16 protein-coding genes are annotated in these 18,067 nt (G+C 66.4%); 10 read left to right on the top strand and 6 right to left on the bottom strand.

Annotated features, from left to right (window positions below; translation table 11 throughout):
- Positions 1 to 49: 49 nt before the first annotated feature.
- A complete protein-coding gene (locus tag G4Z16_RS01935; RefSeq protein ID WP_197348861.1) occupies positions 50 to 2,116 on the bottom strand; it encodes an APC family permease in 2,067 nt (688 codons plus the stop codon).
- A gap of 416 nt (positions 2,117 to 2,532) precedes the next feature.
- On the opposite strand from G4Z16_RS01935, the gene G4Z16_RS01930 reads away from it, so the two are divergent.
- Both G4Z16_RS01930 and G4Z16_RS01925 read left to right on the top strand, forming a co-directional pair.
- Complete coding sequence (locus G4Z16_RS01930) at positions 2,533 to 2,808, top strand: ANTAR domain-containing protein (RefSeq protein ID WP_246530627.1); 276 nt, start codon at positions 2,533 to 2,535, stop codon at positions 2,806 to 2,808.
- A 2,109-nt stretch (positions 2,809 to 4,917) separates the two neighbouring features.
- Positions 4,918 to 5,337, top strand: coding sequence for an ATP-binding protein (locus G4Z16_RS01925; protein ID WP_246530626.1), 420 nt, complete (start codon positions 4,918 to 4,920; stop codon positions 5,335 to 5,337).
- Positions 5,338 to 5,497: 160 nt separating this feature from the next.
- Here G4Z16_RS01925 and corA read toward each other — a convergent pair whose 3' ends face one another.
- On the bottom strand, positions 5,498 to 6,580 hold the full coding sequence (gene corA / locus G4Z16_RS01920) for a magnesium/cobalt transporter CorA (RefSeq protein ID WP_197348859.1): 1,083 nt from the start codon (positions 6,578 to 6,580) through the stop codon (positions 5,498 to 5,500).
- A gap of 310 nt (positions 6,581 to 6,890) precedes the next feature.
- On the opposite strand from corA, the gene G4Z16_RS01915 reads away from it, so the two are divergent.
- Positions 6,891 to 8,003, top strand: a complete 1,113-nt coding sequence (locus G4Z16_RS01915; protein WP_197348858.1) for a PP2C family protein-serine/threonine phosphatase — start codon at positions 6,891 to 6,893, stop codon at positions 8,001 to 8,003.
- A 259-nt stretch (positions 8,004 to 8,262) separates the two neighbouring features.
- On the opposite strand, the gene G4Z16_RS01910 is transcribed toward G4Z16_RS01915, so the two are convergent.
- On the bottom strand, positions 8,263 to 8,922 hold the full coding sequence (locus G4Z16_RS01910) for a TetR/AcrR family transcriptional regulator (protein ID WP_197348857.1): 660 nt from the start codon (positions 8,920 to 8,922) through the stop codon (positions 8,263 to 8,265).
- Between the two features lie 69 nt (positions 8,923 to 8,991).
- Here G4Z16_RS01910 and G4Z16_RS01905 point away from each other — a divergent pair, with 69 nt between their 5' ends.
- Both G4Z16_RS01905 and G4Z16_RS01900 read left to right on the top strand, forming a co-directional pair.
- Entirely contained in the window at positions 8,992 to 9,687 is a 696-nt protein-coding gene (locus G4Z16_RS01905; RefSeq protein WP_246530625.1) for a 2-oxoglutarate/malate transporter, read from the top strand.
- A gap of 396 nt (positions 9,688 to 10,083) precedes the next feature.
- Positions 10,084 to 10,914 (top strand): class I SAM-dependent methyltransferase, encoded by an 831-nt coding sequence (locus G4Z16_RS01900; RefSeq protein ID WP_197348856.1) that lies wholly within the window; start codon positions 10,084 to 10,086, stop codon positions 10,912 to 10,914.
- Here G4Z16_RS01900 and G4Z16_RS01895 read toward each other — a convergent pair.
- Positions 10,884 to 12,125, bottom strand: a complete 1,242-nt coding sequence (locus G4Z16_RS01895) for an MFS transporter (protein WP_197348855.1) — start codon at positions 12,123 to 12,125, stop codon at positions 10,884 to 10,886. The genes G4Z16_RS01900 and G4Z16_RS01895 overlap by 31 nt on opposite strands.
- Before the next feature lie 56 nt (positions 12,126 to 12,181).
- On the opposite strand from G4Z16_RS01895, the gene G4Z16_RS01890 reads away from it, so the two are divergent.
- Together G4Z16_RS01890 and G4Z16_RS01885 are read left to right on the top strand one after the other, a co-directional pair.
- Positions 12,182 to 13,171, top strand: coding sequence for an ArsR/SmtB family transcription factor (locus G4Z16_RS01890; RefSeq protein ID WP_197348854.1), 990 nt, complete (start codon positions 12,182 to 12,184; stop codon positions 13,169 to 13,171).
- A gap of 317 nt (positions 13,172 to 13,488) precedes the next feature.
- Positions 13,489 to 14,298, top strand: coding sequence for an ArsR/SmtB family transcription factor (locus G4Z16_RS01885; protein ID WP_197348853.1), 810 nt, complete (start codon positions 13,489 to 13,491; stop codon positions 14,296 to 14,298).
- A gap of 181 nt (positions 14,299 to 14,479) precedes the next feature.
- On the opposite strand, the gene G4Z16_RS01880 is transcribed toward G4Z16_RS01885, so the two are convergent.
- A complete protein-coding gene (locus G4Z16_RS01880; protein WP_197348852.1) occupies positions 14,480 to 15,004 on the bottom strand; it encodes a P-loop nucleotide/nucleoside kinase family protein in 525 nt (174 codons plus the stop codon).
- Positions 15,005 to 15,119: 115 nt separating this feature from the next.
- Between G4Z16_RS01880 and G4Z16_RS01875 the strand changes: the two genes are divergently transcribed.
- The 3 genes from G4Z16_RS01875 to chrA are packed head-to-tail and all read left to right on the top strand — an operon-like array spanning position 15,120 to position 17,496.
- Positions 15,120 to 15,662 (top strand): Chromate resistance protein ChrB, encoded by a 543-nt coding sequence (locus G4Z16_RS01875; protein WP_197348851.1) that lies wholly within the window; start codon positions 15,120 to 15,122, stop codon positions 15,660 to 15,662.
- Positions 15,659 to 16,090 (top strand): chromate resistance protein ChrB domain-containing protein, encoded by a 432-nt coding sequence (locus tag G4Z16_RS01870; protein ID WP_197348850.1) that lies wholly within the window; start codon positions 15,659 to 15,661, stop codon positions 16,088 to 16,090. Before G4Z16_RS01875 ends, G4Z16_RS01870 begins: the two co-directional genes overlap by 4 nt.
- The gene (gene chrA / locus G4Z16_RS01865; protein ID WP_246530624.1) at positions 16,087 to 17,496 is read left to right on the top strand and encodes a chromate efflux transporter; all 1,410 of its coding nucleotides are present in this window, start codon (positions 16,087 to 16,089) and stop codon (positions 17,494 to 17,496) included. The genes G4Z16_RS01870 and chrA overlap by 4 nt, the downstream gene beginning before the upstream one ends.
- Before the next feature lie 194 nt (positions 17,497 to 17,690).
- Here chrA and G4Z16_RS01860 read toward each other — a convergent pair whose 3' ends face one another.
- A complete protein-coding gene (locus tag G4Z16_RS01860; RefSeq protein ID WP_197348849.1) occupies positions 17,691 to 18,047 on the bottom strand; it encodes an ArsR/SmtB family transcription factor in 357 nt (118 codons plus the stop codon).
- Positions 18,048 to 18,067 lie beyond the last annotated feature (20 nt).

The raw sequence follows: 18,067 nt of genomic DNA, 5'->3' as shown, positions 1-18,067 counted from the left end.
TCAGTGCAGCAGGAGCGGCTGCACCCCGGGCGTCGTGGAGGGCGGGGTGCTATCCCTTGCGGCCGTTCTCCTTCCGCGGGGCCGGGACCGTCGTCGACGTCGCGGCCGGACCCCGGCGTACCTCGCCCGGTGCGCTCCAATCCGCCCGCTTGTGTGCGCGTTTCTTGGCGGCATCGGAGGAATCGAGTTGCCAGGGCACGGAAGTGACCATCACACCTGGGGTGAAAAGCAGCCGGCCCTTGAGGCGCAGTGCGCTCTGGTTGTGCAGCAGCTGCTCGTACCAGTGACCGACGATGTATTCGGGGATGTAGACCGAGACCACATCGCCCGGGCTGTCGCGGCGCAATGACTTGACGTACTCGATGATCGGGCGAGTGATCTCTCGATAAGGAGAGTCGAGGACCTTCAGTGGTATCTCGATCTCGCGCTGGTGCCATTCCTGCTGCAGCGCGCGTGTCTCGTCGGGATCCACGCCCACCGTGACTGCTTCCAAGGTGTGGGAACGCATCAGCTTCGCGTACGCGAGAGCGCGCAGCGTGGGTTTGTGGAGGGTGGAGACAAGCACGATGGAGTGCACGCGGGAAGGACGCACTGTCTCCTCTCCTGATGCCCGAGCTGTAGCGAGCTCCTCGGAGACGCCGTCGTAGTGCCGGCGGATCGCGGTCATCGTGACGTAGAAGATGAGCATGCCGAGCAGGGCGACCCACGCTCCGTGCGCGAACTTGGTGACCAGGACGACGACGAGCACCACGCCGGTGAAGAAGGCGCCGAAGGTGTTGATCGCGCGGGAGCGATGCATCCGGCGGCGCCGCGCAGGGTCGGTTGTTGTGCACAAGTGACGGTTCCAGTGCCGGATCATGCCGACCTGGCTGAGCGTGAAAGAGACGAAGACGCCGACGATGTAGAGCTGGATGAGGCGTGTGGAGTCGGCGTCGTAGACGACGACGAGAACAGCGGCGGCGCCGGCCAGGAAGACGATGCCGTTGGAGAAGGCCAGGCGGTCGCCGCGAGTGTGCAGCTGGCGTGGCAGGTACCGGTCCTGGGCGAGGATCGAGCCGAGCAGCGGGAAGCCGTTGTAGGCGGTGTTGGCTGCGAGGAAGAGAACCAGGCCGGTCGCGCCGGCCAGGATGATGAACAGGAACGATCCCTCGCCGAAGACAGCGGCCGAGACCTGGGCGATCACAGGATTCTGCACGTAGCCGGGGCCCGCAGGCTCGCCGTTGATGAGCAGGTCCCTGGCCGGCGCCTCCGCCATCTTCACGTCAGTGGCCAAGGCCAGGGCGACGATGCCGCAGAACATGGTGACCGCGATGCCGCCCATCATGGCCAGGGTGGTGGCGGCGTTCCTGGACTTGGGTTTGCGGAACGCCGGTACGCCGTTGCTGATCGCCTCGACGCCGGTGAGGGCCGCACAACCGGAGGAGAAAGCCCGCAACAGCAGGAAGACGAGCGCGAAGCCGGCCAGCCCGCCCTGCTCGGCGTGAAGGGTGTAGCCCGCGGTGGGCGCCTTCATGTTGTCGCCCAGGACCAGACCCCGGAACGCCCCCCACGTGATCATGAGGAAGACCCCGGCGACGAAGACGTAGGTCGGGACGGCGAAGAGCTTGCCCGACTCCCGCACGCCGCGCAGGTTCATCAACATCAGCAGCAGGATCATGCCGACCGCGCTGAGGGTCTTGTTCTCGGTGACGAAGGGGATGGCCGAGCCCAGATTCTCCACGCCGGAGGCGATCGAGACGGCGACGGTCAGCACATAGTCGACCAGGAGAGCGCTGGCCACCGTGAGTCCGGCCCTCGGCCCCAGGTTGGTGGTTGCGACCTCGTAGTCACCGCCACCGCTCGGGTACGCGCGCACGTTCTGCCGGTAGGAGGCCACCACGGTGAACATCAGCACCACGACGGCAACCGCGATCCAGGGGCTGAAGGCGTAGGCAGAGGCACCCGCGACGGACAGCACCAGCAGCACCTCGCTCGGGGCATACGCCACGGACGAGAGCGGGTCGGAAGCGAAGACGGGGAGGGCGATGCGCTTGGGAAGAAGGGTCTCTCCGAGCCTGTCGCTTCGCAGAGCGCGGCCGATCAAGATCCGCTTCGGCACATCGGTCAGTTTGGACACGAGGTGGAATCCTAGGGCTCACGGTGGCCCATCCACAGGGCGGTCTCGTCAACGCGGCTCGCTCAGCACCGGTGAATAGGCGAACCATCTGCGGTGGGGGAGACGAACCGCTGCCCACTCCGACGTCGTTGGTGCGCGACCGGGGCGTCCGGCGCATCGAGTACGGCCTGGGGCTGGCCGCCGTGATTCTGGTCGCCGCCGGTGTGGTCGCGGACGCGATTCGGCTGATGGGGATCGGCGCCTGGGCTCTGATCGCGGCTGGGTCTCGACCGCTCAGGGCCGCTTGGCCGATTCCAGGAGTTCGCCGTCCCGTCGCTTCTGACGCTGGCGTGGAGGACGTAAGCCGTGGATATGATCCCAACGCGCCGTGAGCGCGTAGGGAGCCTGGTCCGCTCATGGCACCGGAGGGAGATGCTGTGAGCGATGCTGAGAAGCCGCAGACCGAGATGGAGCAGCTGCGTCAGGCGCTGGAGACGCGCCCGGTGATCGACCGGGCGCACGGTGTGCTGATGGCGACTCATGGATGTACGCCGGGCGAGGCGTGGGAGGTCTTGAAGACGGCCTCCCAGGAGACAAACACCAAGCTGCGCACGGTGGCCGAAGAGGTGACGGAGACCACCCAGGGCGAGCCCCTTCCCAGCGAGGTGAGGAAGGCCATTCAGACGGCTCTGGCGTCGCTCGGGAAACTGTGAGCCTCGTTCTGAATGTGAGGCGGTCAACCGGGGCCGGCGATATCGGGCGCGCAGGAAGTCTGCTCAGACGCGTTTTCCTGGAAGAGCCGGACAGTGAGTCTGCCTGCCCCTCGACAAGCGGTGCACGCTGGGATGACTGGCCCGTTGGCCGTCACGATGGTGTCCCCATCACCGGTGCCCTGGCACGCGAGGCAACGAATGGGGAGAGGTGGTGGGTCGGGGTCCTCGTTCATGCGCAGCCTCCTGAGCGGCACCTGTTCTCAACTGAGTTCAACAGCGACCGGTCGCCGGGGTTACGCACCGGCTCCCAGGTGGCGTGAAGACGCCATTCCGATGGCAGATTGACGGTTGGCGCCGGGACGCGCGTGAAGTCCGGAAGGAGGGCTGCTCGGTGCCGGTGTGTGCACGTTGACCTCTGTGTCTGGGCCGCAGCAAGTCAGGCTCGGATCGTGTGTCGGCTACCGGTGCCTGGGGCCTTCACGGCTGCTGCATGTGCAGACGGGCGTGCGGGGCTGCTTTGCTGCGTGTAACCAGCGTTGCCGCAGGCGTGCGTATTCGGCCAGGTCTGCGCGGTCCCACACACTCCTTCCCTGGGCGAAGCTGCGTAGCGAATCGTTGGCGGCGGCGACCGCCTCGCAGCTGCACTGTTTGTCTCCTGTGGACATGGAAGAAGAGTACCCGCCTGGTTTTGCATCGTCTGTGACTCGACGGAGTGGTATATGCGTACTGACGCGGGCAGCGTTGTGTGTGATGGTGCTGCACGACGATGCCCGCGACAGGTAGCAACGTGCTGCTCGATACGCCAAGATCGGTTCAGTCCCGGGGCCGGGACGTCGCGGTCGATCTCGCGCTGCACAGTGCCGTAGGCACCGCCTCGGTGGTGGCGATCCTAGCGAGCTGTGACGGTCACCCGTCTCAGGTTCTTTGGATGGCCTACAGCAGCTGGCACATTGCGGCCCTCCGTAGCTGAACTTTCATCTCATCGGGCGTGGCAATTGCGATTCTGTCGTGTGCTTCGAGGCTTCTTCTCCGCTGCCACGAATACCCGGTCCGCGCGCGATCAGGACCAGCTCGTGCGCGGACCCGCCTTGATCGCCGCCATGTCATTCTTGCGCGAGGTCTTGCGTGCCAGGAAAGCCCAGGAATCGCGTGACGGGTTTCCGGGGCGGCCGCATGACCGCCAGAGTCTTCCGGCCGCCCCGGTTCTGTCCCACGACGACGGGACACGACATCCTTCTGCCCTTCTCCCGAGCGCTCATGCATCTCATCCCAGCGGCGTGCCAAGCCAGTTGGGCCGCTGATCCACCATCCGATCGCGAGCAGGGGTTCCGCCGGGGAGCTCATGCCCAGCGGGACCAAAGAGTGATGCTCGCAGGGGAGTGGCAAGGTGCGGGCCGTCATGCCTGGACGAGCATGTCGAATCGCACGCCGCCGTCAATTGAAGTCGCCAAACGCACCCGGCTTCCATCAGAATGCCGCTGCTCGGTTGTCGCTCGGACTCACGCTCATGCGCGGCAAGTTGGCCTGAGCATGGAATATGGGGTCCCGGCGCCCAAGACACTGTTGCGAGACGAGAGCTGCTGGCAAAGTGCGGAACGTTCGCACGGCATCCTGCTCGCAGCCCGCCTTCTCAGAAGGAGTTGTCCTTGTCGGCTTGCTCAGTGTCGAGAGAGTCGACGGCGGACTTGTCAGCTTTGGTCATTCGTCCGGACCCCTTGCATCGGCGGCACGCCTCGACGTAGCTGCCGCGGCCGTTCAAGACGGTCTGACCGTCACCGGAACCATTGCAGGCCGTGCACCGGAGGGGCATCGAGTCTGCCGTCGTCATGGAAAGCACCTCCCAGGCACTTCCGCATTCCCGCCTCCTGGCCAAGCACGCACAGGCCAGTGCCAGTTGCACGCTCATCACCCCTGTGGCCTGCCTCAACGCAGCGGTCATCCTGGCGGATGGGCGGTTTGGATGACTGCAGGGCCAGCCGGTCTGGATGGCGCCGGAAGCCGATTCGACTTGCAGCAAGGTGCCGGATCAAGAGATGCAGAATTGGTGCGTTAGTCCGGCGCTGGCGAGGGCACAAGCCCGTGCACGAACGGTCCGCCAACGAACCTGGGATGAGCGTGATGATTGATCAGCTCAGCGCGGCGCCCCACCAGCGTCCTCTGTCCATCATGTGTCCCCGAAGCAGCGGCCAGGCGCGCGATATCGCTCGCGCCTACCTCTCCGCCCTGCGCCCTCCGGTCACTCCAGAGACCGTCGACAATGTGGTCCTCGTGGTATCCGAATTGGTGACCAACGCCTACCGGCACGCTGGCGGACTCATCGCCCTCCAACTGAGCGGGTCAGCGGGAAACCTGCACGTTCATGTGACCGACCCCAGTCCGGTCCTTCCTTACTCACGGTCGGCCGGCCCAGACACGGATCTTGAGCGCGTCGGCGGTTATGGCTGGGCTTTGGTGCGCCACCTCGCGCATGAGGTCACAGTGCGTCGTGAGCCGCGAGGAGGAAAAACCATCGACGTCTTCATCAGGTGACGAACGGAGAAAGCAGACCCGGACCAAAGGCGGAGTCGCGAATTGTCATCCGTGGACGATGCACCGTGCATCAGGGATGCTCCGGGATTTCGATCTCCGGCGGGTCCCGAGTCTCCCGGCGCGCTGGTGGCTCGACAATGTGAAATCGTACGGCCGTTGGTCAGAGCCAGCCGTTGCGACGAAAGCCCCGGTGGACGAGGACGCAGGCGATGGCGATGACGCCGAGGGTGCAGGGATAGCCGTATGTCCAGCGCAGCTCGGGCATGTGGTCGAAGTTCATGCCATAGACACCGCAAACCATGGTGGGAACGGCGATGATCGCAGCCCAGGCAGTGATCTTGCGCATGTCCTCGTTCTGAGCGACCGTCACCTGAGCGAGATGTGCCTGGAGGATGGAGTCGAGCAGTGCGTCGAAGGAGGCGATCTGCTCGGTGATGCGCTCCAGGTGGTCGGCTACGTCGCGGAAGTACGCCCGGATGTCGGGGCCGATGAGTGGCGTGGACTGTGTGGCGAGTTTCTGGAGCGGCCGGTCCAGCGGTGCGGCGGCTCGCTTGAGTTCCAACAGTTCGCGCTTGAGCTGGTAGATCCGACCCGCGTCGGCGTGGGCGGTGTCTTCGGTGAAGACGGCGGATTCCACCGCGTCGATGTCGTCTTGTACGGCGTCGACGACGCCGAGGTAGACGTCGACGACGTGGTCGGCTATGGCGTGCAGAACTGCCGCCGGGCCCTTGGCCAATTGCCCCGGCGTGGCCTCCAGCACCTCGCGCAGCGGCCCCAGCGAGCCGTGCCGGCCGTGCCTGATGGTGATCACGAAGTCGGGGCCGGTGAAGACCATGATCTCGCCGGTGTCCACCACCTCGCTGGTGGCGGTGAGTTCCGCGTGCTCGACGTAGCAGACGGTCTTGAAGACCGCGAACAGCACCTCGTCGTACTGCTCCACCTTGGGCCGTTGATGCGCGTGGACGGCATCTTCAACTGCCAGCGGATGCAGGTCGAAGAGTTCGGCGAGTCCGACGAACTCCTCCTGGGTGGGCTCGTGCAGACCCACCCAGACGAAGCCATCGCCTGACTTACGGACCTGCTGGAGTGCTTCCTCGACCGGACAGTTGCCTTGCTGCCGCGTGCCGTCGAGATAGGCCACGCAGTTGACGACCGAGCTGCCGAGTGGTGACCGGGCCGGATGGCTCAGGTCCACGGCGTGCTGGTGGGGTCGGCGGACTGCTTGACGGAGGTTGCTGATCATCGACACTCAGATCTCCTTCGGCGAGTCGACAGTCAGTGTGCCATCCGGCAAGCTGCGCAGTTGGCCTCGGAGGACACGGCTTCTCTCGAATTGGCGGTCGTTTGTCCGGAGCTTTGTTGCAGCAGATGCAATTTGCACGGGAGGGTGTTGCTGACTTCGATCACGAGGGAAATAGGTAGCTGCCCAGCCCGGTGTGTGGAGAGACACGCCCGGTTTTGCCCCTCGGTCGCTCCAGGCAGGCAACCGACTTCCGCAGTGGGCGACCCAGTTGGTCGCACGCGTCGCCGATTGCGGCAGGTATACAGTGAACATGGTGCAGCCGCTCGTTGCTCTTCGACGGTCCGTGAGGGCACGCCACTGGATCTTGGCCCTCCCGATCCTCCTGATCGTGACCGTTGTGGTGACCGACGTTCTGGCTCCGTCGCACATCCACTTCGGTCCCTTGCTGGTCGCTGCTCCAGCCATCACTGCCTCTGTTGCTGGGCCCAGGCTTACCGCGCTGGTCGCTGCCCTCGCTGTGGGTGCTCAAGCGGTCATCGCTGTACTGCGGGATCCTGACGAGCTGTTCTCGGCAAACCACCAGGCGCAGATCGTGGCCTTGGTCCTGGTGGGAGCCACCCTTGTGATCTTCTGTGGACTGCGGGAGCGCCGCCGCAAGGAGCTCCAGCACGTCCGGCATGTAGCCGGTACCGCGCAGCGACTCGTACTGCGGCCTCTGCCCGAGAAGATCGGCCCACTGCGAGTAGCGTCCCTCTATCTCGCAGCCGAGGCCGAGGCCCAGATGGGCGGGGACCTGTACGCAGCCGCCCGTACTGATTCGAGCACCCGGCTGATCATCGGGGATGTGCGGGGTAAAGGCGTTCCCGCGATCGGCGACGCTGCGGTGCTGCTCGGCGCATTCCGTGCCGCCACACGCCAATTTTCCGCAATGGCTGACCTGGCAGCCTTTCTCGATGACAGTGCATCGTGGCAGTTGGCTGAACCCGGCGAGCCGGAGGAGCCCGAGGAGCACTTCATCACCGCCACGATCCTCGAGATTCCTGACTCGGGCGGCATCGTCCGTTTGATCGAGTGCGGGCACCCGCCGCCAATTGTGGTGCGGGACGGAAACATCACGATGATTGAGAGTGACCAGCCGGCACCCCCGCTCGGGCTCGGTGACCTGGCCTCCCAGCGTTACAACGTCGACGAATTCACGTTTGACGTCGGGGACCTCTTGTTGCTGTACACCGACGGTGTCATCGAGACCCGCGACTCGACCGGCGCCTTCTACCCACTCGCCGAACGAATCACCGGCTGGAAGGAATGCGAGCCGGGGCCATTCCTGGAACACCTCAAGCGAGACCTACTCGCCCACGCTGGTGAGGGTTTGAGCGACGATGTCGCCGCGTTGGTGATCGAGCGTCTTCCTGCGTCCCGGTGAAGTGGCACGCTCGCATGTCGGCAACCCGCACTCGCGCTGCCTGCAGCACGTACCGAATCATGCGGAGGATGTGACCCCGTTCGGGCAGCATTGCCACGCACCGAGCCCGCGCGGTCGTCGAGCTGCGCGGGAAGATCGACTCGCAGTGGCCGTCGCATCGACGTCGCACCTCTACGTGTCCCACCACCATGGCGCGTACGTGTCGGGGTGATCTGCGCGGTCACGTTCATCGACCGCAGCGGGCATCACGCAGCGACTGCTACAACCTGCCCGTCGTCCCGCCCGACCCCTGATTGTCCAGGAGTTCGCGGACCAGCGCCCGGCTCCACCACTGCTCGACCTGATCGGGCGCCCAGCCGCGTTCGCCGGTGAGTGTGGTGTAGACGTCGACGTTGCAGATCGCCGCGTAGATGTCGACAGCCGACCGTATGTCGAGGCCGGGTTCGAGGACGCCGTCCGGCCAGGACGAGAACACCTGGATCCGGGTTTCGTCGCCCCGTTCGCGGCCGTCGCTGTAGGCCGCTGCCAACTCCGGCACGGTGCGCCCTGCTTCTCGGACCAGCATGATGACGTCGCCCGCGCGCTCGAACAACCGCCGGTCGTAGGCGGCCATCGCCGCCAGTTGCTGCGCGGGGTCCGCCGCCGCGGCCTCCAACTCCCCGAGCATCTGCGGTATGTCGGCGGACAGGTCGGCCGACTCTGCCAAGGCTCCGGCCAGCCCATTCTTGTTTCCGTATGCCGCGTAGACGGTGGGCACGGAGACTCCCGCCTCGCGCGCCACATCGCGAACGGTCGTCGCCGTCCAGCCCTGGGACACGAAGAGCCGCCGGGCAGCGCGGGCGATCTCGGCCCGGGTCTCCATGGCCTGCGTCGTCCGGCGCAACGACTCGTAGGGGCGCCGTTCTTGTGCTGCGTTCATGGGTTGCCTTCTTTGACTTTACGCTGCCTATAATCAATAAACTATCCGTCAATCAACGGGGTGGCAACCGTGAGCTTCACCCGCATCAGTGGCATAGCCGCCATCGGCTTCGCCGCCTTGATCGTCCTCGGCAATGTGATCGTGGCGCCTGCCGGCTTCCCGCTCACGGGCGCGGGCATCGAAGAGGTCGCCGAGTTCTTCAGCACCGAAGGAGACATCCTCGGCATCGGATCCGCATTCGCTCCCGCCGCCTGGGTGCTGGCCGCGTTGTTCGGTGCGGGTGCGGTGGCTGCGCTCTGGCGGCGTGAGCGCGAGCGTGGCGAGGCATGGTCGATACTCGGCCTCGCCGGGCTGGTCATGCAGAACACGATCTTCGCCGGGATCATCGCGACCCGTCTCGCCCTGACGTCGACGGCTGCACACGACACCTCGGCGACGTCCGGACTCTGGGCGCTTCACGAAGGGCTGTTCACTCTCAACGGCACCTTCCTGGCGGCCGCCCTTCTTGGCCTGTCCATGGGAGGCCTGCGTACCGGACTCATCCGGCGCTGGCACGGTGCCATAGGGCTGCTGGCGGCCGCGCTGCAGTTCAGCTCGGCCACTCTCGCGTACTGGGTCGTCAACGAGGGCGGTCTCCTCGGTCTCCTCGCCCTGGCCGGCTGGCTGATCTGGGTCGTGTGGATCGTCGCCTACGGCCTTGCGCTGATCCGTGTGGAATCCGAACCGGTGCACGTCCCTGCGATCGACAGCATGAGATCCCGATGACGGGATTCGGGCATCGTCTGCCGACGCGCCGTCCCACCAGCCTGTCGGCGTCAAGATGCGTTGTCCACGGAACCAGATGGTCCTACATTTCGTTCAGAATATTCTGAACGAACTGTAGGAAGTGTGCCGATGGCTCCAGAAGAAGCTGAACTCGTAGACCGGATCGGTCTGTTCATGGAGGCAGCCGGCGCGCCGCGCACGATGGGCCGGATCTACGGCTACGCAGGCCGGTGCCGACGCGGCCGAGTTCGGATTGTCAGCACTCGGTGAGGAGCGTCGTGAGCAACGCGAGCGCCTCGTGGACCTGCGGGACTTCTGCAGATTCTCGGCGACCGAGTTCGCCGGCGAGTTCCTCCAACTGTGGACCGACCACCGCGCAGCGAACAGGAGCGATCGATGACGACAGGGAAGGTGGACTTCACCGGCGTGCAGTCCACGATGCTCGTGACACTGTTCCTCAGAGCCTTGGACGACAAGGAGAAAGAGCCCATCCTCGGCGACCACTTCGCGGCCGAGGCCGTGCAACGGATCGGCTACGACTGGAAGAAGCTCGACAAGGCGACCATCACCCGTAGCCGGGCCAGTGTCGCGCAGCGCGCCAAGCAGTTCGACGACTGGGCCGCCGACTTCGTACGCCGCAACCCGGACGCGACCGTTCTGCAATTGGCCTGCGGCCTGGACAGCCGGGCGTTCCGACTGGACCTGCCCGCTGGGGTGCGCTGGTTCGACGTCGACCTGCCCGACGTCATGGAACTGCGTCGCAAGCTCTACGACGAATCCGACGGCTACCGGATGATCGCCGCCTCGGTCACAGATGAAGCCTGGCTGGAGGAAGTCCCTGCCGACACACCGGTACTGATCATCGCCGAGGGCCTGGTCATGTATCTGCGCGAGAACGAAGTGCGGCAGTTGTTGCGGCAACTCACCGATCACTTCCGGGCCGGGGAGCTGATCTTCGACGGCATGGCTCCCTGGGTAGCCAAGACGACGCAGCTGCTCAAGAAGTACCTGAGCCGGTGGTATCCCTATCCGGCCTACTGGACGGCCACCCGGGATGGCTCGGACATCGAGCACTGGAACCCCCGTCTGCGGTACCGCGAAAACGTCGCCGTCATGGGGCAGTTGGCGCAAAGCTCCGCCCCCGACCTGCGCCGCCGCGTCTACCGAGCGGGCACTGGTTTCGACTGGCTCAAGAACTACCTGCGTGTGTTCCGCGCTGAATTCTGAGAGCTGTCGGGGGAGACCTCGAGAGCGGCCTGGCAGGACGCTGGGGTGACAGCCCGCACATGACGGACCAAGGCCGCTGTGGCGAGGAGCAGAAGAACCGTGCACACGCCCAGCCAGCCGAAGCGCGCATAGGCGCGGACGCCGAGCCAGGAACCTGCGCTGCCCCCCACGTAAGCGCAGGTCATGTAGGCGGTGTTGAGCCTGCTGCGTACCTCGGGACGCAAGGCGAGGATTCGCACCGTGTTGGCGACCATGCCGGACTGCATCCCCACATCGAGCAGCAGCGTGCCCAGCGCCAGTGCCATCAGTCCGAAGGCGCCTCCCAAGGTGCCGAAGGCGAGGGCGAGGGCTGAGGCGACGACCGCGCTCATGCTGATGAGATTGACCTCGTCGGGTCCCCGGCGGTCCACCCGGCGTCCGGCGATCGGTGTGCAGAGCATGGTCGCCGCGTTGACCAGAGCGAGCAGGCCGACCGCCCGAGCCCCCATGTGGTAGACGGGACCCGTGAGCAGCAGCGCGACTCCTGTCCAGACCGCTGAGAAGCCGCCGAAGACCGTGGCCTGGTAGAAGCAGGAGCGGCGAAGTTCGGGTTCGGTGCGCAGCAAGCGCATGGACTCTGCCAGCAGCGCCGGATACTTCTGCCCCGACGGCGGCGCCGTCGCGGGCAGCGCGCGGGTCAGAAGCGCTGCGAGGATCAGGGAGAGCACCGCGGCCATCAAGTAAGGGGCCCGCCATCCCAGCCACTCGCCGATGGTCCCGCCGAGGGCCCGGGACAGCAGGATTCCGCCGATGGAGCCGCTCAACAAGGTGCCGCTGACCACCCCCTGGCGATCGTCGGCCACGAGACCGACCGCCATCGGGCCGATGAGGGGAGCGACCACGGTCGCCACGCCGATAAGGGCGCTCGCCCCGATGAGGGGAGGCAGTGCAGACGCAGTGCTCGCGGCGAGCAACCCCGCGCCGCTGAGAACGAGGAGAGTGACGATCAACGGCCTGTGCGGAAATCTGTCGCCGAGCGGCACCAGCAAGAAGATCCCCGCCGCGTAACCGAACTGCGTCGCGGTCACTACCAGTGCGGCCGAGTCGGCGGACACTTCGAGACCCATTGCGACCAACGGGCTGATGGTCTGAGGGAAGTAGACATTGCCCACGGCCACGCCGCAGGTGACGGCCAGAAGAAGGATCACCCGGCGACTGATTCGGTCTGTCATGCATCGCAGTCCACGCCAAGGGCACTCAGGCGCCAATCGATGTAGCGTATAGCTTAATGATCAGCTTCCAGCTCGACGTCGAGGACCTCGCGGACACCCGGTTCGCGATCTCGCCCTTGCAGGAGGCCTTGTTCAGTGTTTGGACTCTGCGCGATCCCGGCCGCTACCCACTGCATCTCCCGTGGCGTAGGTCTGTTCTCAGCCAACTCGACACTGTCGACCGCCGCTTGTTGCTTTCTCTGGTCGGGGAGACTCGTGCCCTGCCCGACTTCCTGACCCCGAGACCGACGACCTCTGCCCGCTCCATCGAAGAGCAACTCGCGGGCGTACGCGGTACTCCGCCGGACATCGTGTGCCGCGACATGGTGGCGACACACGCGCCGGGCCGGCTTCCGGATGTGCTGCATGAGGTCAGCGCCCCCGGGGAGAAGTCCGTCATCGCGCTCGTGGACACGATCTGCGACCTGCTGCAGCGCTACTGGGACATGGCCTTCATGCCGATGTGGCCGCAGATGCGGCTCGTACTGGAGGCCGACATCACCCACCGGGCACGGCAGTTGGCCACGGGAGGCGCACGCCTGCTGTTCTCCGACATGCACCCGAACCTGCGATGGCGGGACGGCGTACTACACATCGACAAGATGGCTGCCACGCACCGCGTGACCGCTGCCGGCCGAGGTCTGCTGCTGGTCCCGTCGGTGTTCGCCTACAAGCCCGTCCCGCCGCTGAGCCCGGACGAGCCGCCGATGCTCGCCTACCCCAGCCGTGGAATCGCCACCCTCTGGGCCGAAGCACCGGCGGCCGACACGACGGCGCTCGCGTCTCTGCTCGGCGTTCCGCGGGCCAGGATGCTCGGCATGCTCGGCGACCCGCTGTCCACGGCAGACCTCGCCCATCGCCTGAGAGTGACGCCGAGCGCCGTGTCGCAGCACCTCCAAGTGCTCTACGCAACGGGCCTCGTCACCCGCGCCCGTGACGGGCGGCGCGTGATGTACCGCCGAAGCCCGCTTGGCAACCAGCTGGCCGGCCAAGACCCACAATCCTGAGGCGTCGTCGACGACGGCGTGGGCGGTCAGCCGTCCCCGAACCGCTGCGGCAGAACCCGTGCTCCGCATAGCTGTTGCCCGGGGAACCCGCGTCGGCCGTGGGCGGAGCCCGCGCGGCGCGGCGCGGCCGGACGTCCGAAGCTCGAGGCGGCCCTCGGTCCGCGTACGCGAGCATCGCCGGCCGTCCCGCGGCCCCTACCGGGAAACGCCATGCTCCGCCCCCGCTCGTCGAAGGACTTGTGACAGGCCCTTGACGTGCAGCCATATGGCTGCCTAATTTTCATGCAGCCATACGGCTGCCTACCCGGGACGGAGAGATGGACAAGGTGTTCAAGGCGCTGGCCGATCCCAGCCGCAGGCTGCTGCTCGACAGCTTGAACTCGCGCAACGGGCAAAGCCTTCGCGAGCTCTGCGCCGGTCTTGAGATGGCGCGGCAGTCGGTCAGCAAGCACCTTGCGGTGCTGGAGGCGGCGAACCTGGTGACCACGGTGTGGCAGGGCCGGGAGAAGCTGCATTACCTCAACGCCGTGCCCATCAACGCCATCGCCGAGCGCTGGATCAGCCAGTACGACCGCCGGCGCGCCGAGGCGCTCTCCGATCTGAAGCGAGCATTGGAGGAAGAACCCATGACCGGCACCAAGTTCGTGTACACGACGTACATCAGCACCACGCCAGAGCGGCTCTGGCAGGCCCTGACCGACCCGGCTTTCACCCGGCGCTACTGGGAGACCACGTTCGAGACGGACTGGAAGGCGGGTTCGACGATGGTCTGGGACGGGCACGGCGGAAGGACAGAGGACCCCGCCCAGGTCGTCCTCGAGTCCGAGCCCTTTCGCCGACTCTCCTACACCTGGCACACCTTCACCCCGGAGTGGGCCCGGGCCGCGGGGGTGAGCGACGAGGTCCTCGCCAAGGTCGCCGACGAGCCTCGCTCGAGGGTGACCTTCGAGATCGAACCGCTGGGGGAGCTGGTCAAGTTGACCGTTCTCCATGACGACTTCGAGCCCGGCAGCACCGTACTGGAGATGGTCAGCCAAGGCTGGCCGCACCTTCTCTCCGACCTCAAGACCCTGCTGGAGACCGGCGAGACCCTGCCCAGCCCCGAGCCCTCGGCCCAGGCTTCCTGACGGTACTGCGGCCGCCTTCGGCGTCCTCTTCGTCGGTCGGCTCCCAGATGACGCCGATGCCGGTCGGGGGAAGAGGGCGGACGGCCCGGAGCATGGCACGAGAGGTGCGCCGGGTCCGCCCAAAGAGCCTGTCCGCGCGGATCCTTCCCGGCCTGGCGCGCCTGGGCACGGCTACGTACAGTCACGCTAGCGACGGCCACCGATCGGCGGCCCACTCCAGCCACCCTGACCATCCAGGAGGCGGACCTTCGATCCCATGTCCGTCGAGTTCCGTGACGTCGGGCTCCTCGAACAGCGCCCTCCAGCGCAGGAGGTCCGTCTCGCTCATCGCGAAAGTTTGATCAGGGGTCGTCGACCGGCGATGGGCGATCCGGGCCCGTTGGGTCTCATGGTCAACCGGCACGTACACAAGCTGACTGGACGCGCCCACAGACATCACCAACCAGCGGATCGCGGACCTCTCGTCACGGGACCAGCATCCGAAATCCAGCACCACGTTGGTTCCCAGCCTCAGCGCCTCCAGGCCGAGCCAGAGCAGCCGTCCTTCCAGCACATCGCGCTTCCCGTCCGGCTGCGGATCGCCGAACAGCGGGATCATCCACTCATCCGGCGTCAGCCGCAGCGCGCTGTGTTCCGTGGCCAGTTGCCGAGCTCTCGTGGTCTTTCCGGCCCCTGGCAGGCCGACCGTCAGGAACAACGTCGTCACATCCAGACCCTGTCACGAAGGCCAAGTGGAGGACGACGGATGATCCGCATGGCGGACGCTCCCCTTCCCAGTTCGATGTAACCGTGGTTGCATCAATAGCAGGAAGGGAGTGGCCGTGGCCGAAGATCAGCAGCGAGCTCGTGAGGCCCGCGGCCCCGGTGAGTGGGTCCTGCTGTGCTACCGGGTTCCTCGTGAGCCTTCCACGCCGCGAATCGCGGTGTGGCGCAAGCTCAAGCGCTTGGGGGTCGCCCAGATCTCGGACGGGTTGGTGGCGCTTCCGGCGGACGCCCGGACCCAGGAGCAGCTGGAGTGGATCGCGGACGAGGCCATCGAGGCCGGGGGCACCGGTGCGATCTGGTTGGCCCGGCCTGCAACGCTCGCTCAGGAGCGCGAGCTCGCGCAGTCCATGGCGGACGCCAGGGCCGCCGAGTACAAAGCGGTGGCCAAGGCAGCGGGGGAGGCCGCAGCCGCGGGGACCGGCACGGCTTCCGTGGTGCGCAGGCTACGGGCAGAGCTGCGGCGCATCGGGCGGCGCGACTTCTTTCCACCGCCCGAGCGGGACCGCGCCAATGCGGCTGTTCGCTCCCTTGCCGATGAAACATCCCTGTCCGACGCCGTCGCAATGCAGCCCGGACCTCCCGAGAAGGAGCAAGCGTGAAGTGGGCGACCCGTGCCCGGATCCATATCGACCGGGCCGCTTGTGCCTGGCTGATCGACCGGCACATCGACCAGGACGCGGACTTCGTCTTCGTCACCGATCCCGTCCTGGTACCCGAGGACGCAACACCGTTCGACATGCGCGGGGTTGAGCTGGGTCACCACGGTGGCGACTGCTCGTTCGAGACGATCCTGCGCCGGTACAGGCTGATGGATCCGGTCCTGTGGAAGCTGGCGGAGATCGTGCACGAGGCCGACCTGGACGATGAACGCTACGACGCCCCCGAAGCTCCCGGCCTCGATGCGGTGCTGCGCGGACTGTCGATGACCTGCGACGACAATCGGATCCTGGAACTGTCCGGGCCGATGTTCGACGGCCTGTACGAGTATTACCGCCGCGCCACCCTGATGGGGCGGGAACCCGCGTGAGCGCCGGCTCCACGCCCGAGACGGAAGCTGAGTCGGCCGCGGCTCCCACCGGGATCCATCAGGACGTCGTGCCCTTCCGTACGGCGCTGCGTACCTGGTTCGCGATCTCATGGCAGACGTTCGGCGGGCCGGCCGGTCAGATCGCGGTGATGCAGCGCGCCCTGGTCGAGGACAAACGATGGATAGGACAGCAGCGGTTCAACCACGCGCTGAGCTACTGCATGGTGCTGCCCGGGCCCGAGGCCCAGCAACTGGCCATCTACACCGGCTGGCTCCTCAACGGCACCCGCGGCGGCCTGGCCGCCGGGACCCTCTTCGTCCTGCCGGGCGTCCTCGCGCTGCTTGCGCTGTCCGCGCTTTACGTCGCCTTCGGGGGGACGGCCGCTGTCACCGGACTGTTCGCCGGCCTCGCACCGGCCGTCGTCGCCGTCGTTGCGCAGGCGGTGTGGCGGGTCGGCCGCCGCTCTTTGACCCACCCCGCCCTCGTCAGCCTTGCGGTCCTCTCCTTCATCGCGCTCGCTCTGTTCGCCCTGCCCTTCCCACTGGTCATCGCCGCAGCCGGACTGGCCGGCTGGCTACTCGCCCGCTACAGGCCTCATGCCTTCCACCGCTCCGTCGGGCACGATGCCGACAGGGGCCCCGCACCCCTGATCTCGGATGCGTCCCTGCACGCCGAGGCGCCCGGCGGCCGCCGCTTCGTACGCATCCTGGGGACGGGCCTACTGCTGTGGGGGATACCGCTCGTCGCCGTAGCCCTGCTCACCGGCACGGGCAGCGTCTTCACCACCCAAGGCGTCTTCTTCTCCGGCACCGCACTTGTGACGTTCGGAGGCGCATACGCCGTACTGGCCTACGTCGCGCAGCAGGCGGTGACCACTTACGGCTGGCTCGCCCCTGGTGAAATGGTCCGCGGCCTGGGCCTGGCCGAGACCACCCCGGGGCCGCTGATCATGGTCGTGCAGTTCGTCGCCTTCCTCGGCGCCTACCGCGACCCCGGAGGGCTCGACCCCTGGGCCGCCGCCGTCCTCGGTGCGCTGCTGACCACCTGGGTCACTTTCGTGCCCTGCTTCCTGTTCATCTTCCTCGGCGCCCCCTACATCGAGCGGCTGCGTGGCAACCGCTCCATCTCCGCAGGGCTGACGGGCATCACCGCAGCCGTCGTCGGTGTCATCGCCAACCTGGGCCTCTACTTTGCGCTGCACACCCTCTTCGCCGATGTCGACGCAGGCACCTGGGGGCCGCTGCACATCCAGTTCCCGGACCTCACCACCATCCGCCCGACCGCACTCGCCATCACGGCCGCAGCCCTCCTGATGATCTTCAAGCTGCGCTGGAGCGTCCTGCGCACGCTCGGAATCTGTGCCGCACTCGGCCTGGCCACCGTGACGGTCACGGCCCTCGCCTGAAGTACCTCCACCTTGCGGAGCCCTGATGGCTGGTCAGGCCTCCGGTTAGCTCTGCAACGTCTTGAACGCGGTGCCTTGGCGTCCGGCAGTCGACGTTCGGAGACCGAACAGAGGGCGTCGGGGCGTCCACGTGGCATGGTGGCTCATCATCGGTCATGACCCCGTACCGGAAGGCGAACCGGTGAGCCTGCCCGTCAGTCGTGAGCAGGCAGCTGGCCGATCCGGTGGTCGGCGACGCTGAGAGCCTCGTTCACCAGCCGCCTCAGGTGTCCGTGACGCAGCGTGTACACCACACGACGTCCTTCCTTGCGGGTGGTCACCAGCCCCGCCAGGCGCAGACGGGCCAGGTGCTGACTGACCGACGTACGACTAGCCCCGCACGCTTCCGTCAGCGTGCCGACATCCGCCTCTCCCTCGCCCAGAGTCAGCAGCAACGCGAGTCTCGTGCGGTCGGCCAGCAGCTCGAGCACCTCAACGGCGACCGCGAGGCGCTCGCCGTCTCCTGGCTGTTGCGAATCCTGTGCTCCTGGTAGGTGCATGCGTGCGCTCATACGCACATAATGGATCCTGG

The sequence above is a fragment of the Streptomyces bathyalis genome, from assembly GCF_015910445.1.
GTDB lineage: Bacteria > Actinomycetota > Actinomycetes > Streptomycetales > Streptomycetaceae > Streptomyces > Streptomyces bathyalis.
This window is presented reverse-complemented; position numbering and strand designations above follow the sequence as displayed.